The sequence below is a fragment of the Lacibacter sp. H375 genome (assembly GCF_037892425.1).
Classification (GTDB): Bacteria; Bacteroidota; Bacteroidia; order Chitinophagales; family Chitinophagaceae; genus Lacibacter.
The window spans coordinates 1,873,447-1,895,314 of record NZ_JBBKTT010000001.1; the positions used below are offsets into that span (position 1 = coordinate 1,873,447).

Sequence of the window (21,868 nt, forward strand, 5' to 3'; positions counted from 1 at the left end):
CCGTTATTACCTACCGTAAGAAGCTAGCTATAAATCACCAAGGTATGACTAAGCCAAATCTATCACTAACACTATTATCCTGTTTCATTTATTTCAGCGCCCAGGCACAGGTTGCCGGCGATTTCCAAAGCAAAAATGCATCAGGTAACTGGAGCGATTTTAACTCATGGAATGTTTATAACGGGACGTCATGGGCCGCAGCAACAACAGGTCAATTACCAACAGCTTCAAAAGCTGTTTTTGTTCAGAACGGGCATACAATTTTCGTTGATAATGCAACTTCTGTATGTGATGACCTGAATATTTCCAGCGGTGGAACCAGTGGAAGACTCGCATTTACTGCGACCGGAATATTGAATGTAAAAGGAACAATCACCATTAACAATTCAGCATCTAATTATTTATCTCCTTGGGCTGCCGGAGGGAAATTGGTTTTTTCAGGCGCAGGTAACCAAGCCGTTTTTGGGTTGACTATAGGGACAATTTTGGAAGATGTGGAAATTAATAAGCCATCCGGAACTGTATCAATGGCTGGTTCCAATGGATCAATAAATGGAACACTTACATTAACAGCAGGAATTCTGAATATTGGAGCTGGCGGATCGTTAACGTTAAATGGCGCATCATTAGTTCGTACCGCCGGCTTTTTAGCAGGAACAAATACAAGCGATCTTATTGTTACCGGCACTACAGGTGGAACAGTAATTATCCCGCAGTCAGGAAATATTTCTTTGCGAAATGTAACAATTGCCGGAACGAGGAAGGTTGCTATGAATGGAGTAAATCATCTTAATTTGAGCGGGGCATTTACCATTGGTTCAACAGCAATTTTTGATAATGGCGGAGAAAGTCAAATACGTCAAAACACAGGCGGCAGTATTGTTATAGATGGGAAATTCATTACAAAGGATATAGATGGTTTTACTGGTACAGGCGCCGCAATACCTGGCATTGCACCGGTGCTCAATTCCGGTTGCACCATAGAGTATGGCTTAACTGGAAATCAAACTTTTAATGCACGTTCTGATTATAAGAACATTACATTTTCGGGAAGCGGAAGTAAATTTTTGAGCAGTGGCTGTATCCCTGAAGGGACAGTTTATATAACAGAGAATGCAGTTTTAGAAACACTCAATTTTACGTTTGGTGATATTACAACCAGTCTCACGATGGATGGCGGCCGTCTCAGGTTGGCTGGTACGGGAACCCACCCAGATATTCAGGGAACTTATAATTTAACAGGCGGAGTGATTGAATTTTTTGGAGGTACGCCGGTAACCAATCAAACTATCAGAGGCTCAGCAAGTATTTTTTATCACAACATTGAAATTAACAGTCCGTATGTTGCTAACTCAAATGCAAACATCAACCTAAGCAACGGCGGATCTTTAACAATTAAAAACGGAGCTGTATTTACAATAAATGACGAATCAATTACGGGTCAAACGGGAACTCAAACAGTAACATTAGAAAGCGGTGCAAGGTTTGTTTGTGGTGATGTTCATGGTTTTACCGGAGGCACGGGAATAAGTTCAACTTCAATTCGTGCTGATGTTGAAAACATCGTTCTGAGTGCAGGAAGTACAGTTGAATATTCAAGGGCTACTGCGCAGGTTTTTTCTGCAAGAACTGATTATAAGGATGTAGTTATAAGTGGAGGAGGAGCAAAAACATTAAATGGTCCATCCGCAATTTCCGGTATCCTAACCTTGAATAATGGAATTGTATCCACAACTTCTGCGAACCTGTTGACTTTAAATGCAACAGCAACTTGCCCTGCAGGAGGAAATTCCTTATCGTTTGTAAACGGTCCGTTGAAAAAAATTGGGAACGGTGCATTTGTATTCCCGGTTGGCAAACCGCAGCAGGCCGGGCCAGCCGGGGGAGGTTATCGTTTCATCGGCATTTCTGCACCTGCACAAATTACAGATGCCTTTACTGTTGAGTTTATTGTAGGCAGTGCTACCGCATTAGGTCCTGTAAGTGCAGCAATGAAAAGTGCAGGTCTCACCAGGGTTAGTAGATGTGAATACTGGAAGCTTGATCGTTCAAATGGCAGTTCTTCAGTAGATGTTACTCTTTCATGGAATGCTAGAAGTAATTGCAATGTTTCTTATGTATCAAGTTTGCCCGATCTTGCAATCGCTCATTTCAATGAAACAGCGAATGAATGGGACAATTTTGGTGCAGACGCACTAACTGGAAATACAACTGAAGGAACGATTACCTGGAACAATGTTTCTGTTTTTAGCCCATTCTCCCTGGCCAGTACAGATTTTCTGGAGAATCTTCTTCCACTTGATGTTTCAGGTTTTAGTGCCATGGCACGCAAAACTGATGTCGCAATTAATTGGATGGTAAGTAACAATAACGAGCAGGATGAATTTATTCTGGAAAGAAGCAGAGACGGTATCCGTTTTGAAACCTTGAAAGTTGTGCCTGCCAAGGTGATTCTGTTTACGGCATCATATGCTGAAGAAGACCGGCAACCATTTAATGGATGGAACTACTACCGCTTGAGGGCTGTTGACAAAATGGGAAGAGAGCGAATATCGAGAGTGGTGAAGATTTGGTTTGGAAGCGAACAACAGATCAGAATCAGCCCTAACCCCGCTTCAGAAAAAATTATGGTCAGCTTTGCCGAGCCAAGCAGCATTTCTCAAATTGAACTTGTCAATATATCCGGTCAGGTGTTGCAATGCATCCAAACCATACAATTCAATAACGAAGTCAATATATCTCACTTGCAAGCGGGAATGTATTATCTCAGGATCTCAGGAAAGAACGGGCTTTCCACAAAAAGCTTTATTAAACAATAAAGACCCGAAACCAACTGCTGAAAAGCCCCTCCAAAAGAGGGGCTTTTATTTTGAATGTTTTTTCGTTCGAAGAATTAGTGGCGATTAAACTGCAAAACTCTCGCCGCAGCCACAAGTTCTGCTGGCGTTCGGGTTGTTGAAATGAAACCCTTTGCCATTAAGGCCATCGCTGAAGTCCAACGTGGTATTATAGAGGTAAAGGAAGCTTTTCATATCGGTCACCACTTTTACCCCGTTATCTTCAAATACCTGATCGTTCGGTTTCGATTCGTTGTCAAAATCTAGCTTGTAGCTAAGGCCGCTGCAGCCGCCGCCAACCACACTTACCCGTAAAAAATAGGAATTGTCGCCCGTTACATTTGCCTGCTGCATCAGGTTCGCCACTTTTTCCTTCGCCTTATCTGTTACAAAAATCATCGTCTTGTTTTTTAAAGATGAGCAATTGACGGGCCAATGCCTGTTGGCTGCCGTCTTGTCTGCAAAGTTAGTCAAATTGCAAAACTAGGTGAGCCGGGTTTCTTCGTGAGGAACAAAGAAGGTTTGTAAATTGCTGCTAATTAATAAACAGCCAAATGAATAAAGTTGAGCATATAGGCATCGCTGTTAAGGACCTGGCAACCTCCGTTCCATTGTTTGAAAAGTTGTTAAACACTAATTGCTACAAAACTGAATTTGTCGAGAGTGAGCAGGTGAAAACAGCTTTCTTTAAACAGGGGGAAGCAAAAATTGAATTATTGGAAAGTGCAACCGCAAATGGGGTGATTGCAAAATTTATTGAGAAGAAAGGAGAGGGGATGCATCACATCGCCTTTGATGTGGATGATATTGTAAGTGAAATGAAGCGTCTGCAAAAGGAAGGGTTTATATTATTGGACGAAATACCGAAACAGGGTGCGGACAATAAACTGGTTTGTTTTCTTCATCCTAAATCAACAAACGGCGTATTGATTGAGTTATGCCAGGAAAAAAAATAGCTGCCTTTCAGCAGCTACTTTTATATTTAGGATGTAAGTTTTACTGTTTAACGACCTGCAGGTTTTCAACCACTTTTCCATTTCCAATCAGCTGTATCAAGTACAACCCGGCTGAATAACCAGAAAGATCAATTTCTAATCGATTGCCACCCGTTGCCGTAATCACTTTTACCCTAGTTCCTTTCGCATCAATGACCTGGACTGTTTGTCCGGATTGAAATGATTCTTTACCGTAAAGTTGGGCAACATCTCCAATGGGATTTGGAAATACAGTAAGATTTTTCTTGATTTGATTATTAAAACGAACAGTTTCTGAGTAGGTAATCTGTCCGTCGTAGTCTACTTGTTTCAGACGATAATAATTATAACCATTTACAGGCTGTAGATCAAGATGGGAATAAGTGCTGCGGCTGTTGCTATTTCCACGTGCGGCGAGAGTACCTATTGCCGTCCATGCTTTTTGGTCGGAACTGCGTTCAATAATAAAGGAAGAGCTGTTATTCTCCACAAGTGTTGCCCATTCTAATCGAACGGTATATGGTTGTTTTTGTTCAGCACGGAAATAGTCAAAGGCAACGGGGAGAACACCTGCACCAATAAATGGCCACGACAAAACGTATGGTCCATTAATATCTCCTTGATTACCGGTACCAGGACCTCCCCAAACAATATTTGAACCTATTTGAATAAGATCACTGCTCCCGTTCGTTGCTGATATCTTACCACCTCCATATACCTGAATAAAGCTGAAACAACTTAGAAACAGTTTGCCTGAAGGATCAAAATCAATCGTGCCACAAACGAAAATTTGAAGTCGTGGTGAGGTGGATGGATTGCTTTGACAGCTTGCTTCGGCTGCATATGTATTACCTGGTTTTACTTTTACTGTTATTCCGGATGGAATGCATACAACATCATTATTTGCGGGAACTGTGCCGCCGTTCCAAGTCGACCCTTGATCCCAATATCCGTTATTTACTACAGGCCATTTTGTACAATTGGTGGTTGCGGGGGCCATTGTTGAACATGTCGGATATGCAAAAGCGTGCGGCCAATATTGTTGAGAAAAAGAAGTAGATGCAGACAGAAATACAAATAGAGAGAATAAAAATTGCTTCATAAAAGTGAACCATTAATAAATAACGTAAACGGAATAAGTTAACGGTTCGTTTCAGGGGGCTGGATCACTTATAAGTGGGTAGAAATAGGTAAGGGGGCTAAGAGATAATTCTTAAGGATTTTGGGGAAAGACCGTAAAAATACTAATGATTTTGACTTATGCAAGTATTCATGAAAGAATTTCTTCCATTTTCATGCTGCGGGAGCCTTTAACGAGTAGATGTGTGTTTGTAAATTGTTGACTTTTAAACCAATCACGGGCTTCGGCCGAGGATTTAAAATTTTCAAAAGAGTGGGGAATTCTATTGAAATCACCACCAACAAGCACCACTTTATACCAATTGAATTTTTGAATAAGATCAATGATATATTGATGCTCGGCAAGACTAGCTTCACCCAATTCAGCCATTCCGCCCAGCATCAGCACCTTTTTTTGGGCCGGTAGTTTGGCAAAGTTTTCAATCGCCAGTTTCATACTGCTGGGGTTGGCATTGTAGGCATCGAGGATGATCTTATTTGTCCCCGATTCGATCATTTGGGATCGGCTATTAGAAGGTTGATAGGATTCAACAGATGTTTTTATCTTTTGTGCAGGTACACCAAAATGAAGACCAACACAAACTGCAGCTAATACATTAGGAAGATTATAATCGCCCACAAGATGGGTATTGATCCGGCCAATTTCAGGCTGGTGGGTAAAATTTACGACAAGAAAAGGTTCGCTGCTGATAAGCTCACCCGTAATGGAAGCATCATAAGTGCCATAACTGATTTTCTGCTCAATTCCTTCGCTCATCTCTTTTAAATAATCAAGGTCATTATTAATAAAAATGGTTCCTTTCGTTTTTCTTAAATAGTCATACAATTCGCCCTTGCCTTTTTTCACCCCTTCAATACCGCCAAATCCTTCAAGGTGTGCCTTGCCAACATTATTAATCAGCCCATGAGTTGGTAATGCATATTCACAATAACCGGCAATTTCTTTTTGATGATTCGCACCCATTTCTATCACAGCTAGTTCTGCATCTGATTTTACTTTCAGAAGCGTAAGCGGAATGCCAATATGATTGTTGAGATTGCCCTCCGTTGTGTATGTCTTGTAATATGAAGAAAGTACCGCATGGATCAATTCTTTAGTAGTTGTTTTTCCATTACTGCCAGTAATTGCCAGAAATGGAATGTTGAATTGCTGACGATGATATTTTGCCAATTGCTGCAATGTGCTCAATACGTCTTCAACAATTATTAAGCGATCATCCGCACCTGTTACCAATTCGTCAACTATCGAATAAGCCGCACCTTTTTCAAGCGCCTGCATTGCAAATTTATTGCCGTTGAAGTTGTCGCCTTTCAATGCAAAGAACAGATCACCTTTTTTTAATTTACGGGTATCTGTTTGTACTGACGGGTGCTGGAGAAATAATTGATAGAGTTCTTCGATACGCATAACTCAAAGATAGCAGTATGATTATTTTCTAAGATTTATCAAACCGGATTTCTTTCGGTAATTACAAAAAGAAACCCCTCCGATTTGGAGGGGTTAAATATCATCAAACGAAAAGATTAATTTCTCTTACGGTTGTTTTGTTTCTTTTTTGCGAACCAGTTACCGGTTTTACGTCCGTTACCTTCCTGGCTGCCGTAGCGTGTCATAGCACAACGGAAACCGATCATTGAACTTCCCTGATCTTCTTCAAGGAAGCGACGTGAACCGGGGCTGAGCCAATAAGCACGGTCATTCCAGCTACCACCTTTGTACACACGACTCTTATCGCTGATCAAGGTTGTTTTGCCGTAACCATAGGTAACATTACTTAATGAATCACCATCAAGGTAGTCGATCGCATATCCTTTTTGATAGTTGCGACGGTTTTTAACTTCATCATCAGTTTCGTCACGGTATTTGATACGACCAAGAGAATCCCTCTCAGCTTTACCAGTGCTCAGATCCACACGTTGAAATTTATTACCACGATAGTAGTTGAAATCATCACCATCACTAGGAGTCATTGGTCTGTACACATCCGCTACCCACTCACTTACGTTACCAGCCATGTTGTATAAACCGAAACCGTTGGGGAAGAAAGAATTGATTGGACCAGGAATTACAGCACGGTCATTCAAACCACCCGCAACCCCCATGTTATCACCAGCACCACGTTTGAAGTTTGCCAGGAACTGACCTTGCCAGCTGCTGCGACGTGAATCACGCAAACCATTTACATTTTGTGCCCAAGGATACACTTGCTTGTTTGCCGTTAACTCCTCACCACGTTTCTTTTCGCTACGACGAGGGTTAGGGTTCTGAGCAATTAGACCATAAGCAGCATATTCCCATTCAGCCTCTGTAGGCAGACGGTAATCTGGCAAAATGATCCCCTCTTCAAAAGTGATATTTGTTGGAACCTGCTTCGTTATGGGATCTTTATAAGTTTTGATATTCTTTCCGGGAGTTGCCTGGTATTCACCTAACAGGTAAGCTTTAGTATTAAAATTATCCTGCCCACCACCCTGCATTTGCTTTTGCAGTTCGGCCTTTTTGTTGGTGATACCTTTTTCGTAGAGGATGTTTTCGTTTACACGATCTCCACGCCATAAACAATAATCATACGCCTGTTTCCAGGTGACACCCACAACAGGGTATAAGTTGTATGACGGATGGCGGAAATAGTAATCTACGTAAGGTTCGTTGTATGCCAATTCGCTTCTCCATACCAACGTATCGGGCAATGCTTTGTTTGTAATTGCAGTATCCTGGAACACACGATCGAGCCAAAAGAGGTATTCACGATAGTGTACGTTGGCAACTTCAGTTTCATCCATGTAGAATGAAGCAACCGTTACACGACGTGGAATATTGTTCCAGTCACGCATAACGTCCTCTTCCACAGCACCCATTGTGAAAGTACCACCTTCCACAAAAACGAGTCCTGGACCGGTTTTTTGCTCTTTTTCTTTTGATACACGGAAACCACTGCCGTTTGGATCATTATATGTCCAGCCAGTTGAAGTCGATTTCGCCGGTTTCTTCTTGAATAAATTACAAGATGTAATAAGTGTAGCCCCAATTAATAGGATACCTAGATTTTTAATGCGGAAAAGGTTTTTCATCTTTTCGTTCGTTTTGATAGTTAACGAGGAAGGTTCAAAAATATTGTATTGGATTATTCAGCCCAAATTTTAAAAAGACCGAATACAAACATAGCTGAATCTTTTTAGATACTGAAGGAATGAACCTTCGTGTTTTCTAATTTCAGTATTTCTGCTTACATGCATGACCGTGAAATTACGTTTCAAAGCAGCATCACTCAGGTTGAGGCAATCTGAGTAAGCTGTTTTCATTTGTCAATCAGGTATCTTTGAATTCTCTGTTTATGCGATACAGCACCCTGTTGATAGCCTGTTTTTTTATTGTTGCCGCTAATGCCCAACGCACTTATCGCAACAATTCTGTATTGGCGACCGGCGATTGGTACAAATTTGCAGTTAAGCAGCCGGGTGTTTACCGGATCAATATTGCTTTTCTGCAATCGTTGGGAATAAATACAGCCAACCTACAAAGCGGCAGTGTTCGTTTGTTTGGCAACGGGGGCGAAATGCTGCCGGAGGATAATGCCGTTATTCCAACTGATGATCTGGTAGAAAATTCAATTACAGTAGTTGATGGAGGAGATGGCGTCTTGAACGGGACTGACTATCTTCTTTTTTATGCAAATGGTCCGCAGCAATGGGTGAAGGATTCTGTAAATAAACGATTCCGGCACAGGAAGAATTTATATGGTAATGAATCTTTTTATTTTTTGAATATTTCCGGCTCAGGCTCTAGAATACAAAACAGGACAATTGCCGGCACACCCAACCAGTCAGTAACTTCTTTTAAAGACCGGATCTTTTATGAACTTGATACCATCAATTTTTTAAAGAGTGGTAAAGAATGGTTTGGTGAAGAATTCAGCAATACACCGGGTGGTACCTTGAACCGAACATTCAACTTTACCATTCCCAACTTTGTTGCAGGCTCCGTTCAAATAGTTTCTAATGTAGCCGCCAGAAGTAACGGTGTTGCAAGTTCATTTCTCATTAGGGCCAATAATAACAATGTAGCACAACATACAGTAAGTTCGGTAGGTACAGGCACATACGATCCTGTTGCAGCAGCACATGAACTAGTCGCATCATTTAATATTTCCCAATCCTCACTCGGGGTGCAATACAGCTATCAACCAACAAGTGTAAATGCTCAGGGTTGGCTTAATTGGTTTGAATTATTTCCACAACGTCAATTAAGTATGAATGCTGTTGATCAACTGTTATTCAGAGATTGGGAAACAGTTGGCGCCGGCAACGTTGCCGAATTTCGGCTACAGGGTGCCGTAAGCAGTACGTTAGTTTGGGATATTACTGATCCGCTTCGCCCACAAAACATAACAGGTACTTTCAGCGGTAATGAATTCAAGTTTGTGAATACAGCTGAACGTTTGCGTGAGTATGTTGCATTCAATCAAAACAATTTTTTACAACCAACAGCAGTTGGTAAGATCAGTAACCAGGATCTGCATGGTTCAGCTGCTCCAAATTATATTATTGTTGCACATCCTTCTTTGCTTAGTGAAGCACAACGATTGGCAGCATGGCATAGACAGAATCAAAATCTTACAACATTAACCGTGAGTACTGAGCAGGTATATAATGAATTTTCCTCAGGAAGTCCGGACCCTACTGCAATTCGCAATTTTGTAAAAATGTTTTACGACAGGGCAGGTGCTGATACAACAAAGCGACCACGTTATCTTTTGTTGTTTGGAGATGCTTCCTATGATTATCTTAATCGGGTAAGTGGTAATACTAATTTTGTTCCGTGTTACGAAAGTGATATTTCGCTTGATCCCTTGGCCACATATACGTCAGATGATTTCTTTGGATTTTTAGATGATAATGATTTTGTTGGCCGGCAGTTTCCTTTAAGTCTGCTTGACATTGGTATTGGTCGAATTCCCGCAAAAAATTTGCAGGAAGCAAAATCCGTTGTTGATAAGATCATCCGTTATCATGCGAAAGAAAGTTTTGGACCGTGGCGCAATGATGTAACGCTGGTAGCAGATGATGAAGACAATAATATTCACCTAGATGATGGCGAGTTTCATGCATCTGTTATTGAACAAAACAAAACCTTCAACCTTTCAAAAATTTATTTAGATGCTTATCGACAGCAAAGTGGTAGCGGAGGTAGTCGCTACCCGGAAGTAAACCAGGCCATCAATAATAAAATTTTTGCAGGAACACTTATATGGAATTACAGCGGTCACGGTGGCTCCAGACGTTTGGCAGGCGAAGCTATTCTTGAGCAGGACATGGTGAACACATGGAGCAACAGCAACAAACTACCGTTGTTCATTACGGCAACTTGCGATTTTGCTCCCTATGATAATCCATCAGTTAATTCTATCGGTGAAAACATTCTCTTACGGGAACGTACAGGCGCAATTGCATTAATGACGACCACAAGAGTAGTTTTTGCTTTCAGCAACCGTATCATGAACAACAATTATTTCCGTATTGCATTGCAGCCCGATGCAAATGGTGTGAAACCATCATTGGGTGATGCCGTAAAACGTGCAAAGAATTTCACTTATCAAACCTTTGGCGATATCATCAACAACAGAAAGTTTACGTTGCTGGGCGATCCTGCAGTTCGTTTGGGCTTCCCAACATTGAAAGTACGTACCACATCCTTCAATAATCAAATTCCATCAACTGATACCTTGAAAGCGTTGGATCGTTACAGTATTAAAGGTGAAGTAACAGATGCCGCAGGTAATAAACTTTCAAATTTCAACGGCAATGTTTATCCAATTATTTATGATAAAGTGCAGCAGGTAAAAACTTTCGGTAACGATGCCGGAAGTGTTGCAATAAATTTTAATCAGCAGTCGAATATTATTTTTAAAGGCAAAGCCAAAGTAACAAACGGCGAATTCAGCTACAGTTTTGTTGTGCCGAAAGACATCAACTATCAATTCGGCAATGGAAAAATAAGTTACTATGCCGAGAACGGCAACGTTGACGGCAACGGTGCCGAAACAACAATAATCGTTGGCGGGGCAGGAAATAATCCTGTTGCAGATGATGATGGACCAACAATAAAAGGGTATCTCAATGATGAGAAATTTGTGACTGGCGGCATTACCAATGAAACGCCTGTTCTATTGGTAAAACTGGCTGATTCAAGCGGCATCAACACAGTAGGGACAGGTATTGGTCATGATCTTACTGCAACATTAGATGATGATAACAGTCAGTTATTTGTATTGAATGATTATTATGAAGCAGATGCAGACAGTTATCAAAAGGGCACAGCACGTTTTCAGTTGCCTGCACTAAAGGAAGGATTACATGTTTTAAAGATAAAGGCATGGGATGTGCAGAACAACAGCAATGAATACAGGCTTGAGTTTCGTGTTATTAAAGATGAAGAATTGAAACTTGCACATGTTTATAATTATCCCAATCCATTTACAACAACTACTAAGTTCATGTTTGAACACAACCGACCCGGTGATCAATTGAAAGTGCTCATTCGTATTTATTCTGTTTCAGGAAAAGTAGTAAAAACAATCACCCGTACAATATTTAATGAAGGAAACCGTTCTTTTGACATTGAGTGGGACGGGAAAGATGATTTCGGCCAAAAAATTGGAAGAGGTGTTTATATCTACCAATTAGAGGTTAAGGATTCATTTGGCAAAAAACAATCTGCTTTGCAAAAACTCGTTCTGCTGTAAAACCAAACTCTGTTTATGAACGCTAATGTTCAATTTTCCTCTATTTTTATGGCTCAAATTTCAACTCTTATGAGAAAGAACGCCGCCTATGCGTTAGGCATATTGCTCTGCTTATCTACTTCACACACTTTTGCACAGGATTCAATTAATGTAGTTACCACTGCTGTACCCATGTTGCGAATTTCACCCGATGCACGTGCAGGAGGTATGGGCGATGTTGGTATTGCAACTTCACCTGATGCAAACTCTTCGTTTTTCAACCAGGCAAAAATTCCATTTGCAAAACAACGTTCAGCAATTGGTTTAACATACACACCATGGTTAAAAGATCTTGGTTTGAATGATGTATTTATTGCAACTGTTGCAGGTTATCACCAAATTGATGAAATAACATCTGTCTCCGGTTCATTGCGTTACTTCAACCTCGGTACAATTCAATTCACCGATTTCTCTGGTAACGATCTTCAACGTTTTGTGCCAAGAGAATTTGCTATTGATGGAGGTTACAGCCGTAAACTCAGTGATAAGATTGGAGTGGGTATTGCTCTTCGCTTTATCTATTCAAACCTTGGTACTGGTACATTTAACGGGGCTACATTAAAGCCAGGTACAGCTGTAGCCGGCGACATTTCGTTTTACTATAATGGTTTGAACGAAGAAGGAACTGGTTTTACTGCAGGTGCTGTAATGAGCAATCTTGGCAGCAAGATCGCATACACAAATGATGCACGTGGTAAAGATTATATTCCTGCCAACTTAGGAATTGGTGGAGTTTATACAAAAGCAATTGATGATGTGAACAAGATCAGCTTTGGGCTAGATATCAATAAACTGATGGTGCCAACACCTCCGGGTTCTGTTCGTACACCGGAAGAAATTGAAGCATACCGCAACAAAGGTGTTGTGGGTAGCTGGTTTTCTTCCTTTGGTGATGCACCGGGTGGCTTTAGTGAAGAACTGAAAGAATTCCAGATATCAACAGGTATGGAATACAGTTATAATGATCAGTTCTTTGCACGTGCAGGTTATTTCTATGAAGCAAAAACAAAAGGCAACCGTCGTTTCTTTAGCGTGGGTGCCGGTGTTAAATATAACAAGCTTGGGTTTAACTTCTCTTATCTTGTACCAACAGGCCAGGGGATTAACCGTAACCCATTGAGCAACACAACTCGTTTCAGTTTGTTGTTTGATTTGAGTGGCGATGATGGTAGCGAAAGCAGCCAATAAGTTAAACAGATAAAAGATTTTGCCAAAAGCGGAGGTAGTTTACCTTCGCTTTTTTATTTACATTATGGGATTGAGAATAGGTTCAGGCGTTGATTACCATCAATTAGCAGAAGGAAGAAAATTGTTTATAGGTGGTGTTGAAATACCACATCATAAAGGCGCATTGGGCCACAGCGATGCCGATGTATTGCTGCATGCTATTTGCGATGCTATGCTTGGTGCACTTGCGCTTGGCGACATTGGCACACATTTTCCTGATACCTCAGCCGCATTTAAAGACATTGACAGTAAAATTTTACTGAAGCAAAGCTTTGATAAGATCAGGGAGAAAGGTTACCGTGTTGTGAATGTTGACAGCACCTTGTGTTTACAGGCCCCAAAGATCAAACCTTATATTGCTCAGATGCAATCAACCATTGCCTCTATTCTTGAACTAGGAATTGATGCTGTTTCGGTGAAAGCAACCACAACCGAAACTATGGGATTTGTAGGAAGAGAAGAAGGCCTTGTGGCTTATGCAACCGTATTGCTTGAAAAATAAAAATGAATCATGACTGTTAAGATCATCAATCAATCAAATAATCCATTACCTGCTTATGCCACTGAAGGTAGCAGCGGCATGGATGTAAGAGCTTTTATTAACGAAACCATTACATTACACCCACTTGAAAGAGCGTTGATACCAACCGGTTTATTTATTGAACTGCCGCAAGGTTTTGAAGCTCAAATACGACCAAGAAGTGGTTTGGCTATTAAACAAGGGATTACCTGTTTAAACACACCGGGCACAGTTGATGCAGATTATCGTGGAGAAATTAAGATTATCTTAATCAACCTTAGTAACGAAATTCAGTCTGTAAGTAATGGAGACCGTATTGCACAAATGGTGATACAGAAAGTAGAAAAGATTGATTGGAGCCTTTCTGTTGAACTGGAAGAAACAGAACGTAACGCGGGTGGCTTTGGCAGCACCGGAAAACATTAATAATTGATGAAGAAGAATTTTCTATCTATACTCGTAACATGTTTAATGCTGCTGGTTTTCGGCGCATGCAGATCAACGAAAAAAATTCAACAGGCAATTGTAAAGAAAGATACTGTTGCAATAGCTACGCCTGTAGAAAAACTCCCAACGCATGAAGACACCGTGCGTATGGTAAACGAAGTATTGGCAAACGTTGAGAAAAAGCACATCGACTTTAAAACATTCTCAGCGAAAATAAAAGTTGATTACAGTAACAGCAAAGGCCGCCAGCCCGATTTTGTTGCCAATGTGCGGATGTTGAAAGATAGCCTCATCTGGATATCACTCAGCAATGATATTGGTATCGAAGGCATTCGTGTTCTGATCTCAAAAGACAGCATTAAGTTGTTAGATAAACTGGCAAACACTTACCAGGTACGTCCGTTGAGCCATATTCAGGAATTGAGCCAGATACCGTTCAGCTTTGCTGATCTGCAGGATCTGTTGGTTGGTAACCCGATCTTTTTTAATAAAGACAGTGTTACATCATACACAAATAACGTAAATGGCTATACGCTGTTGAGTATTGCTCCGTTGTTTAAAAATTTATTATCAGTTGCAAGTGATTATTCGGTACAGAAAAGTAAGCTGGATGATAATGATCCCACGCTTAACCGCACTTGTGATCTTATTTATAACAATTACGAGAATAAGACCGGTGTTTCATTTTCTACACAACGGCAGATCACCATTTCGCAGCAGAATAAGCTGGATGTAGAGCTGAAATTCAAGGATTATAAATTTAATGAGGACCTGAGCTATCCCTTTACAGTTCCTAAAAAATTCAAAAGAATCTGATAAGGCATACGTTTTCCGTTGATGCTGCGTTTACCCTGTTCGGGCATTAGCCTTATTTTTGTAACCAATCAAACCATATACCTATGCTGAAATTCTTGTTGGTAATATGCTGTACCCTTTTGCAGGTGGCCTTGTTTGCACAGGATAAAAATGAATTGGAAAGAAAGCGTAAACAAACGCTGCAGGAAATTGATATGCTTAACAGGCAGTATAATGATATCAAGAAGAACCAGAAGCAGAGTATTGGTCAGCTTACGTTAATACAGAATAAGATCCGTTTACGTAATGAAGTGATTAACACCATCAACAAGCAGGTACGTGCAATAAATGGCGATATAAATACTTCTTACGTTGAAATGAGAAGGTTGAAAAAGGACCTTGATACATTGAAGATGACCTATGCACATAATGTGGTGTATGCTTACAAGAACAGGAGTAGTTACGATTTTCTCAACTTTTTATTTTCGGCTACCAATTTTAACGATGCCATACGCCGTATTGCATACATGAAAGCATACCGCAGTTACAGAGCTGAGCAACTTGAAGTGATCAATAAAACAGAACTGATGTACAGGGACAAGATTACACAATTGACGAATGCACGGAAAGAAAAAAGTGCTGTGTTAAATGATCAGAGCAAAGAGATGGGTGAATTGGTGAAGGATAAAGAAGAACAGGCTTCGGTGGTGAATAATTTAAAGAAGCGTGAGAAAGAGATTAATAAAGATATTGCCACGAAGAAAAAACAGGCACAACAATTACAGGCATCTATTACAGCCGTAATCAATCGGGAAATTGCGGCAGCAAAGAAAGAGGCAAAAGAAAGAGAAGATAAGTTAAGAAAAGATAAAGAAGCAGCAGATCGTATTGCAAAAGAAAATGCAAAAACAAATCCAACGACAACTGCACCTGCCGTTACTGCACCTGCGGTGAAGAAAGACGAGCCAAAGAAAACGGAAAGCTATCTCGAATACAACAAGGAAGATCTTGCATTGGGTAACAATTTTGAAAGTAATAAAGGGAAATTGCCATTCCCTGTTGATAATGGATATGTGTCAATCAATTTTGGATCGTATGTTATTCCTGGTACAACTATTAAAGGGAACCAGGATTTTATTACCATCGCTTCACCCGCAGGTACTTCTGTAAAAGCCTGTTTCGATGGGGAAGTCAGAAGCGTGTTTGATGTAGGTGGTAATACAGCTGTTATCATTCAGCATGGTAAATACTTTACAACTTACAGTAATCTTTCATCTACCAGTGTAAGTAAAGGACAAACAGTGAAAACAGGACAAGTGATCGGTCGTGTTGGAACCAACATCGATGGCGATGGAGAACTTAACTTTGTGCTTGCACGTGAAAATCAAATGATCAATCCAAGTCCCTGGTTAAGGGGTCGCTGATACGTTTACAAAACGTTCGTATAACTCTTCATATAAAGGAACAATGTAGTGAATATCAAATTTTGCTGCTTGTTCCTTTGCTTTTTGTTTAGAGTATTGTAAGAGTTCATCGTTTTTCAGCAATTCAATTCCAAGGCGACTCAGTTCATTAACATCACCAATGTTGGCCATATAACCTGTTTCGCCGTGAATATTTATCTCAGGTATACCACCTGCATTGGTCGACAGAACAGGAACACCTGCTGCCATTGCTTCTAAAGCCGATAAACCAAAGCTTTCATATTCTGATGTAAGAATAAACATATCCGAGATAGCAAGGATCTCTTCCATTTCCTGCTGCTTGCCGAGGAAACGCACATCATCACAAATACCTAACTCACGACAAAGTTCTTCAGCACCGGGTCTGTCGGGCCCATCGCCCACCATCAATAATTTAGAAGGAACAACTTTATTGATATTGGCAAATATGCGGATGATATCATTCACCCGTTTTACTTTACGGAAGTTACTTGCATGCGCAATAATGCGTTCGCCATTTGGTGCAAGCACCTTACGGAAAGCATCCAATGGTTTTTTATCGAAGCGTTGCACATCCACAAAGTTGTGGATCACTTCAATTTCTTTTTCAATGGCGAATGAATGATAGGTTTCTTTACGCAGGTTGTTCGATACTGCTGTAATAGCATCGCTTTCGTTGATCGAAAATGTAACTACAGGTTCAAAGGTTTTATCCTTACCCACCAGTGTAATATCTGTGCCGTGCAGGGTAGTAATAACCGGAATGTCTTTTCCTTTTTTCTTGAGTATCTGTTTGGCCATATAGGCAGCTGATGCATGCGGAATGGCATAGTGTACATGCAACAGATCGAGGTCATTATTCAGCACCACATCCACCATTGTGCTTGCAAGAGTTGTTTCGTAAGGCGGATAATCGAATAAGGGATAATGTGGCACACGCACTTCGTGGTAAAAGATATTGGTAAAAAAACCACTCAGACGAACCGGTTGTTGGTACGTAATAAAGTGAACCATATGCCCTTTTTCTGCCAATGCTTTTCCCAGTTCGGTTGCTAATACACCGCTACCGCCGAAGGTTGGGTAGCATACGATACCTATTTTCATGTAATCCAGTTATTAGTTATTGAAACAAACCCATCGAGGGATTGTTTGATTTATATGGTTGTCATTTTCCGTGCCAGAACATTCTTTCTGATGATTTGACAGGTTACAGAAACGAAGTTAACATTTTCAACTAACTGGCCTTTTTCAGTGCTTGCCGTTCGTAAAAAAGCAGTTGGAAGCCCAATAGCTCTTTTTGCAGGTTAACAGACTTGTTCTATTTTGAGCATTCCAATCAACTCCAAAAATAAGCATGAGAACAATTAAAGTAGCAATGGCCTTCTGTTTACTGGGCCTCGCAGCCGATGCGCAAAACAAAGATTCGGCTATGTTTAAACGCATTGCCGATGATATTTTCACCAACAGCAAAGCATACGACAATCTGCGTTTTCTTTGTAAACAAGTGGGACCGAGATTAAGTGGTTCGCCACAGGCAGAAAAATCAGTGAAAGAAACTTTTCGCATGATGAAAGAACTGGGTGCCGATACTGTTTACCTGCAGGAATGTATAGTGCCGCATTGGGTACGTGGTGCAAAAGAAAGTGCATTATTGGTTGATGATAAAGGCGCAACCTTTTTGTTGAATATTTGCGCATTAGGCAACAGTGTTGGTACGGGTAAAAAAGGAGTGAAGGCAGAAGTGATCGAAGTACGTTCATTCGGCGAGTTAGATGCATTGGGTGAGAAAGGCGTAAAAGGGAAAATTGTATTTTATAATTTCCCGATGAACCCTACCAATGTTGAAACCTTTCGTTCATATGGTGAAGCAGGCCAGTTTCGTGGTCGTGGCCCGTCAATGGCAGCAAAGTATGGTGCTATAGGCGTAATGGTTCGTTCGCTTGCAAGCAATATTGATGATTATCCGCACACAGGTGCAACAACGTATAATGATTCATTTCCAAAAATTCCGGCAATTGCTGTTTCAACCCGTCATGCAGAATATGTAAGTGCTGAGTTGAAAAAGAAAAAAGGCTTGCAAATGTATTTCCGTACGGAGTGTGAAATGTTGCCTGATGTAAAAAGTCATAATGTAATTGGAGAGATAAGAGGAACAGAATTTCCCAATGAAGTGATTACAGTTGGTGGCCATCTTGATTCATGGGATTTGGCAGAGGGTGCCCATGATGATGGTGCAGGCTGCGTACAGAGTATGGAAATTATTCGTGTGTACAAGAAGTTAGGCATTAAGCCCAAGCGTACCATTCGTGTCGTGATGTTTATGAATGAAGAGAATGGATTGCGTGGCGGCCGCAAGTATGCTGAAGTAGCAACTGCAGAAAAAAACAAGAAATTTATTTTTGCTTTAGAAAGTGATGCCGGTGGTTTTACACCAAGAGCATTTGGTTTTACTGCCGAAGAAACAACATTGAATAAACTCCGCAATTGGGTGCCATTATTTAAGCCGTATGGTGTGTATGAATTTTCTGCAGGCGGTGGCGGTGCAGATATTGGTCCGTTACGCCCATTGGGCACCACGCTTGCAGGGTTACGTCCCGATTCGCAGCGTTACTTCGATCATCATCATGCAGCCAACGATACATTTGAAATGGTGAGTAAGCGTGAGCTTGAATTAGGTGCAATCAATATGGTGCTGCTGTTGTACGTAGTTGATCAATACGGCTTGTAAAATAAGAAGAGTGTGAATGAAATTGATCTCATTCACACTCTTTATTTAATACATCCACTACTTTCTTATAGTACTCCACTGCTCTTTCAGGAGTTCGGCCAATAGATACCAAGCCAACTTTTCCAAATTGAGAAAGTGCGCTGATCAAATGAAACATCACACCTTCTTCCTGCGCATTGCTGTAATGAAGATCATTCAGCATAGCAATATCGATCAGGTCGTGTGGGGTTAAGCCTTTGTAACAATCCCGTTGCAGGTTATCAGTTGCAAAATAATATCGCTTCTTTCCATCGGGCATAAAGTATTCTCCTTTTTCAGGATCATAATCGCCTTCAGTCAAAAACTGCAACATTAAGTAGGGGTGTGTGGTGCCACCTTTCCGTAAGTTAATTTCAATTGCATAATGTTTGAATTCATTACCAACTTTTGCACTCATAAAATCAATAGCAAAACGGCCAAGCACGCCTTTATTCTTTAGGCCTTCAGCAATAATAAACCCTAAACGGCCGATCTCTCTTGCATAAATTTTATCGGCCGGAAATGTTGCACCTAAAAATACCTGGCTGTTTTCACCACCCAGCATTTGATCATGTGTTGATAGTACCGATGCATTTCCCAACGGATCAATAAGACATTGTACCGATGGCGACGTAATGATCTCAGCTTCCAGGAATTCTTCCACAATACCTTCCATCTGTTCAAACTTTTTAAAAAACACTTCACTCGTAAGTTTGGCTGCAACAATTTTTAATTGCTGATCGATGTGGTCGGCAATCCAGCTTCGTAATGAATCATCAGCCGTAGCACCTTCATAAGAGAACACAGCATTGCCTTCACCTGAGAAACCATCATTCATTTTCACCACTGCTTTTCTTAATGTGGGTTTTTGTTGTTTAAGTGATACAAGGCAATCGATCACTTCTTCTTTATTTTTTACATCTTCAAACCCATCGGGTGTAAGTATGTTCAATGATTTGAATAATTTTCTACTTGCACTTTTTGTTCCTAAATAATTCAATTCCGGGTCGCAACCATACAAGGGGATTTGCAGTTGCAATGCAAGAGCCTGTTCCTGTTCTGTTACGTTAAAGCAGGTTATATGTGCAGGTGAATTTGGATCGATCAATTGTTTGATGCGTTCAATTAATCGAGGTCGTTGCAGAATTTTTTCTGTGAGTGGTGTGGACGAAGCATCAAAGCAACTCAACAAGATCAGCCGCTGCCTGGCATGATAACCCGTAATGCCCGGAAGCAGATGCAAATAATAATCAATGATCGCCGGATCAATGGGTACACTGGTTACATAAATAACCCTTGTGCGTGGCATACGCAATAACATGAGCAAACAAAGCAAACGCTCTTCATAAAACACATGGCCCTTTACTTTTGAAAGAATGGTATGGTCTAATGTAAGACTTGGAATTACCACAACCGTTCGTGGTGCAAGTTTATCAGGAAAAGTTGTTCTGAACTGTTCGCAGAGTTGTTCTTTTAATTCATTGAACAGTACTTTGTCTTTTGCACTTAATGTTTGAGCTGGAGCAGTTGATGATCCACTTTCAATCGATGGGTGTTGCTGTATGATTTCGGGCATACCACAATATAGAAAATGAAAGGAAGGATGTCAAGTGCATAGTTTCACCCCTCAGACGGTCATTTCGTTCGCAGCTTACCGACACGATCCCGCCATTCACCGACTTTTAATGCTGGCTGCTCTACTAACTGTTGACCGCCATTTGATGAGACGATAGTTTTGTTCTAAATTCATAAAAATGACAAGCAATTGTATGGGATCAACAACAAAAAAATCAAATGAAAAATGGATCGGCCTTATTATACTGGCAGTTGGTGTTATAATCCTGCTCCGCAATCTCGATCTTTCTCTGCCTGATTTTTTATTTTCCTGGCCAATGATCCTGATTGTTGTTGGGTTTATTGTAGCGGTTAAGGAGGAGTTTAAGGGGGTTAACTGGCTGATATTAATGGGACTTGGTGGTTTTTTTCTTGTGTTGAAAATTGTGCCTGATTGGAATTTGCGCAACTTTATTGCACCTGCTATTCTCATTGCAATAGGATTAAGCTTTTTGTTTCGCAGAAGTAAGGTGACTATTGGTAACCAACAGGATGAAAATATAGCAGCTGAGCCTGCTTCTTATTCTCAAGATAGCTTTTCTACATCTTCGGTTCAGGAAGAAGATGTAATTGATGCGACGGCTGTATTTGGTGCAGTGAAAAAGAATGTGTACTCGAAAAATTTTAAAGGAGGAGAATCAGTTGCCATCTTTGGTGGTTCTGAAATTAATCTTACACATGCTGACTTTGCCGGAACGATAAAACTTGAAGTAGTAAATGTGTTTGGAGGCACCACCTTATTTGTACCTGCTCATTGGCAAATACGCAGTGAAGTAGTCGCCATCTTTGGTGCAATTGAAGATAAACGTCAGCGCCCTGCCGGCGTAAGTACAGATAAAATACTGGTGATCGAAGGTTTTGTGATGTTTGGTGGAATTGATATCAAGTCGATCTGATCAAACTGAAATTCATTAACCATAAACCTTTATCACAACTCAACTGCAATCATGAACTGGTATCTTACTAAAATAGTTTTTCAGATCATTTGTGGCGATGGATCACATACGGCACAGTTTGAAGAACAGCTGCGGGTGATACAAGCTGCTGATCCAGCAGCAGCAGTTAAAAAGGCTGAGCATATTGGTAAGCAGGAAGAACAATCGTTTCTCAATTATGTACAACAACCTGTTTGCTGGAAATTAATTGCTGTAACCGATATTTATCCGTTTGCCGCCGAAATAGATGGTGCTGAAATTTTTTCACGCATCAGTGAAGAAGAGCAGGCTGCATCATTTATTCACAGCATGCAGTTGCGTTCTGAAGACGCAGCAAAACGCATAGCAGCAAATTATCAATCCTAAACAACTGTAAGTGGCTATTTCACCTTTTCGTTCACGTCAATTC

Annotated in this window: 17 protein-coding genes; 11 read left to right on the top strand and 6 right to left on the bottom strand. The window is 40.7% G+C overall.

What is annotated here, in order from left to right:
- Positions 1–44 precede the first annotated feature (44 nt).
- On the top strand, positions 45–2,819 hold the full coding sequence (locus tag WG954_RS08300) for a T9SS type A sorting domain-containing protein (RefSeq protein ID WP_340435410.1): 2,775 nt from the start codon (positions 45–47) through the stop codon (positions 2,817–2,819).
- An 84-nt stretch (positions 2,820–2,903) separates the two neighbouring features.
- Here the strand turns inward: WG954_RS08300 and WG954_RS08305 are convergent, their stop codons facing one another.
- Positions 2,904–3,236: a HesB/IscA family protein gene (locus WG954_RS08305; RefSeq protein ID WP_182803953.1), complete on the bottom strand. Its 333-nt coding sequence runs from the start codon at positions 3,234–3,236 to the stop codon at positions 2,904–2,906.
- Positions 3,237–3,391: 155 nt separating this feature from the next.
- Between WG954_RS08305 and mce the strand changes: the two genes are divergently transcribed.
- Complete coding sequence (gene mce, locus WG954_RS08310; RefSeq protein ID WP_340435414.1) at positions 3,392–3,793, top strand: methylmalonyl-CoA epimerase; 402 nt, start codon at positions 3,392–3,394, stop codon at positions 3,791–3,793.
- Positions 3,794–3,833: 40 nt separating this feature from the next.
- Here the strand turns inward: mce and WG954_RS08315 are convergent, their stop codons facing one another.
- The 3 genes from WG954_RS08315 to WG954_RS08325 all read right to left on the bottom strand — a co-directional run bounded on the left by WG954_RS08315 (position 3,834) and on the right by WG954_RS08325 (position 8,023).
- Positions 3,834–4,811, bottom strand: coding sequence for a T9SS type A sorting domain-containing protein (locus tag WG954_RS08315; protein WP_340435416.1), 978 nt, complete (start codon positions 4,809–4,811; stop codon positions 3,834–3,836).
- Positions 4,812–5,081: 270 nt separating this feature from the next.
- Positions 5,082–6,359 carry a UDP-N-acetylmuramoyl-tripeptide--D-alanyl-D-alanine ligase gene (locus tag WG954_RS08320; protein ID WP_340435419.1) on the bottom strand — a complete coding sequence of 426 codons (1,278 nt, stop codon included), beginning with the start codon at positions 6,357–6,359 and terminating at the stop codon, positions 5,082–5,084.
- Positions 6,360–6,475: 116 nt separating this feature from the next.
- A complete protein-coding gene (locus WG954_RS08325; protein WP_340435421.1) occupies positions 6,476–8,023 on the bottom strand; it encodes an SUMF1/EgtB/PvdO family nonheme iron enzyme in 1,548 nt (515 codons plus the stop codon).
- A 263-nt stretch (positions 8,024–8,286) separates the two neighbouring features.
- Between WG954_RS08325 and porU the strand changes: the two genes are divergently transcribed.
- The 6 genes from porU (at position 8,287) to WG954_RS08355 (ending at position 16,146) form a co-directional block, all read left to right on the top strand.
- Complete coding sequence (gene porU / locus WG954_RS08330; RefSeq protein ID WP_340435423.1) at positions 8,287–11,694, top strand: type IX secretion system sortase PorU; 3,408 nt, start codon at positions 8,287–8,289, stop codon at positions 11,692–11,694.
- Positions 11,695–11,763: 69 nt separating this feature from the next.
- Positions 11,764–12,921 carry a type IX secretion system outer membrane channel protein PorV gene (porV, locus tag WG954_RS08335; protein WP_340435425.1) on the top strand — a complete coding sequence of 386 codons (1,158 nt, stop codon included), beginning with the start codon at positions 11,764–11,766 and terminating at the stop codon, positions 12,919–12,921.
- A 64-nt stretch (positions 12,922–12,985) separates the two neighbouring features.
- Positions 12,986–13,462, top strand: coding sequence for a 2-C-methyl-D-erythritol 2,4-cyclodiphosphate synthase (ispF, locus tag WG954_RS08340; RefSeq protein ID WP_340435428.1), 477 nt, complete (start codon positions 12,986–12,988; stop codon positions 13,460–13,462).
- 9 nt (positions 13,463–13,471) lie between these two features.
- Positions 13,472–13,906, top strand: coding sequence for a dUTP diphosphatase (gene dut, locus WG954_RS08345; protein WP_340435430.1), 435 nt, complete (start codon positions 13,472–13,474; stop codon positions 13,904–13,906).
- Positions 13,907–13,951: 45 nt separating this feature from the next.
- Positions 13,952–14,743, top strand: a complete 792-nt coding sequence (lolB1, locus tag WG954_RS08350; RefSeq protein ID WP_340435432.1) for a lipoprotein insertase outer membrane protein LolB1 — start codon at positions 13,952–13,954, stop codon at positions 14,741–14,743.
- A gap of 83 nt (positions 14,744–14,826) precedes the next feature.
- Positions 14,827–16,146, top strand: a complete 1,320-nt coding sequence (locus WG954_RS08355) for a murein hydrolase activator EnvC family protein (RefSeq protein ID WP_340435434.1) — start codon at positions 14,827–14,829, stop codon at positions 16,144–16,146.
- Here WG954_RS08355 and bshA read toward each other — a convergent pair.
- A complete protein-coding gene (bshA, locus tag WG954_RS08360) occupies positions 16,132–17,268 on the bottom strand; it encodes an N-acetyl-alpha-D-glucosaminyl L-malate synthase BshA (protein ID WP_340435436.1) in 1,137 nt (378 codons plus the stop codon). The two genes, WG954_RS08355 and bshA, sit on opposite strands and share 15 nt — an antisense overlap.
- A gap of 250 nt (positions 17,269–17,518) precedes the next feature.
- On the opposite strand from bshA, the gene WG954_RS08365 reads away from it, so the two are divergent.
- Positions 17,519–18,892, top strand: a complete 1,374-nt coding sequence (locus tag WG954_RS08365; protein ID WP_340435438.1) for a M20/M25/M40 family metallo-hydrolase — start codon at positions 17,519–17,521, stop codon at positions 18,890–18,892.
- Between the two features lie 28 nt (positions 18,893–18,920).
- Here WG954_RS08365 and WG954_RS08370 read toward each other — a convergent pair whose 3' ends face one another.
- Positions 18,921–20,486: a peptide ligase PGM1-related protein gene (locus WG954_RS08370; RefSeq protein WP_340435440.1), complete on the bottom strand. Its 1,566-nt coding sequence runs from the start codon at positions 20,484–20,486 to the stop codon at positions 18,921–18,923.
- A 178-nt stretch (positions 20,487–20,664) separates the two neighbouring features.
- Here WG954_RS08370 and WG954_RS08375 point away from each other — a divergent pair, with 178 nt between their 5' ends.
- Positions 20,665–21,420 (top strand): LiaF transmembrane domain-containing protein, encoded by a 756-nt coding sequence (locus WG954_RS08375; RefSeq protein WP_340435442.1) that lies wholly within the window; start codon positions 20,665–20,667, stop codon positions 21,418–21,420.
- Positions 21,421–21,471: 51 nt separating this feature from the next.
- Positions 21,472–21,825 (top strand): DUF4288 domain-containing protein, encoded by a 354-nt coding sequence (locus tag WG954_RS08380; RefSeq protein ID WP_340435443.1) that lies wholly within the window; start codon positions 21,472–21,474, stop codon positions 21,823–21,825.
- The last annotated feature ends 43 nt before the right edge of the window (positions 21,826–21,868 follow it).

What these genes read in the sequence shown, in the direction of transcription:
- WG954_RS08300 (WP_340435410.1), top strand. Translation starts at nt 45, where the DNA reads ATGACTAAGCCAAATCTATCACTAACACTATTATCCTGTTTCATTTAT.
- WG954_RS08305 (WP_182803953.1), bottom strand. Translation starts at nt 3,236, where the DNA reads ATGATTTTTGTAACAGATAAGGCGAAGGAAAAAGTGGCGAACCTGATG.
- mce (WP_340435414.1), top strand. Translation starts at nt 3,392, where the DNA reads ATGAATAAAGTTGAGCATATAGGCATCGCTGTTAAGGACCTGGCAACC.
- WG954_RS08315 (WP_340435416.1), bottom strand. Translation starts at nt 4,811, where the DNA reads ATGGCCCCCGCAACCACCAATTGTACAAAATGGCCTGTAGTAAATAAC.
- WG954_RS08320 (WP_340435419.1), bottom strand. Translation starts at nt 6,359, where the DNA reads ATGCGTATCGAAGAACTCTATCAATTATTTCTCCAGCACCCGTCAGTA.
- WG954_RS08325 (WP_340435421.1), bottom strand. Translation starts at nt 8,023, where the DNA reads ATGAAAAACCTTTTCCGCATTAAAAATCTAGGTATCCTATTAATTGGG.
- porU (WP_340435423.1), top strand. Translation starts at nt 8,287, where the DNA reads ATGCGATACAGCACCCTGTTGATAGCCTGTTTTTTTATTGTTGCCGCT.
- porV (WP_340435425.1), top strand. Translation starts at nt 11,764, where the DNA reads ATGAGAAAGAACGCCGCCTATGCGTTAGGCATATTGCTCTGCTTATCT.
- ispF (WP_340435428.1), top strand. Translation starts at nt 12,986, where the DNA reads ATGGGATTGAGAATAGGTTCAGGCGTTGATTACCATCAATTAGCAGAA.
- dut (WP_340435430.1), top strand. Translation starts at nt 13,472, where the DNA reads ATGACTGTTAAGATCATCAATCAATCAAATAATCCATTACCTGCTTAT.
- lolB1 (WP_340435432.1), top strand. Translation starts at nt 13,952, where the DNA reads ATGCTGCTGGTTTTCGGCGCATGCAGATCAACGAAAAAAATTCAACAG.
- WG954_RS08355 (WP_340435434.1), top strand. Translation starts at nt 14,827, where the DNA reads ATGCTGAAATTCTTGTTGGTAATATGCTGTACCCTTTTGCAGGTGGCC.
- bshA (WP_340435436.1), bottom strand. Translation starts at nt 17,268, where the DNA reads ATGAAAATAGGTATCGTATGCTACCCAACCTTCGGCGGTAGCGGTGTA.
- WG954_RS08365 (WP_340435438.1), top strand. Translation starts at nt 17,519, where the DNA reads ATGAGAACAATTAAAGTAGCAATGGCCTTCTGTTTACTGGGCCTCGCA.
- WG954_RS08370 (WP_340435440.1), bottom strand. Translation starts at nt 20,486, where the DNA reads ATGCCCGAAATCATACAGCAACACCCATCGATTGAAAGTGGATCATCA.
- WG954_RS08375 (WP_340435442.1), top strand. Translation starts at nt 20,665, where the DNA reads ATGACAAGCAATTGTATGGGATCAACAACAAAAAAATCAAATGAAAAA.
- WG954_RS08380 (WP_340435443.1), top strand. Translation starts at nt 21,472, where the DNA reads ATGAACTGGTATCTTACTAAAATAGTTTTTCAGATCATTTGTGGCGAT.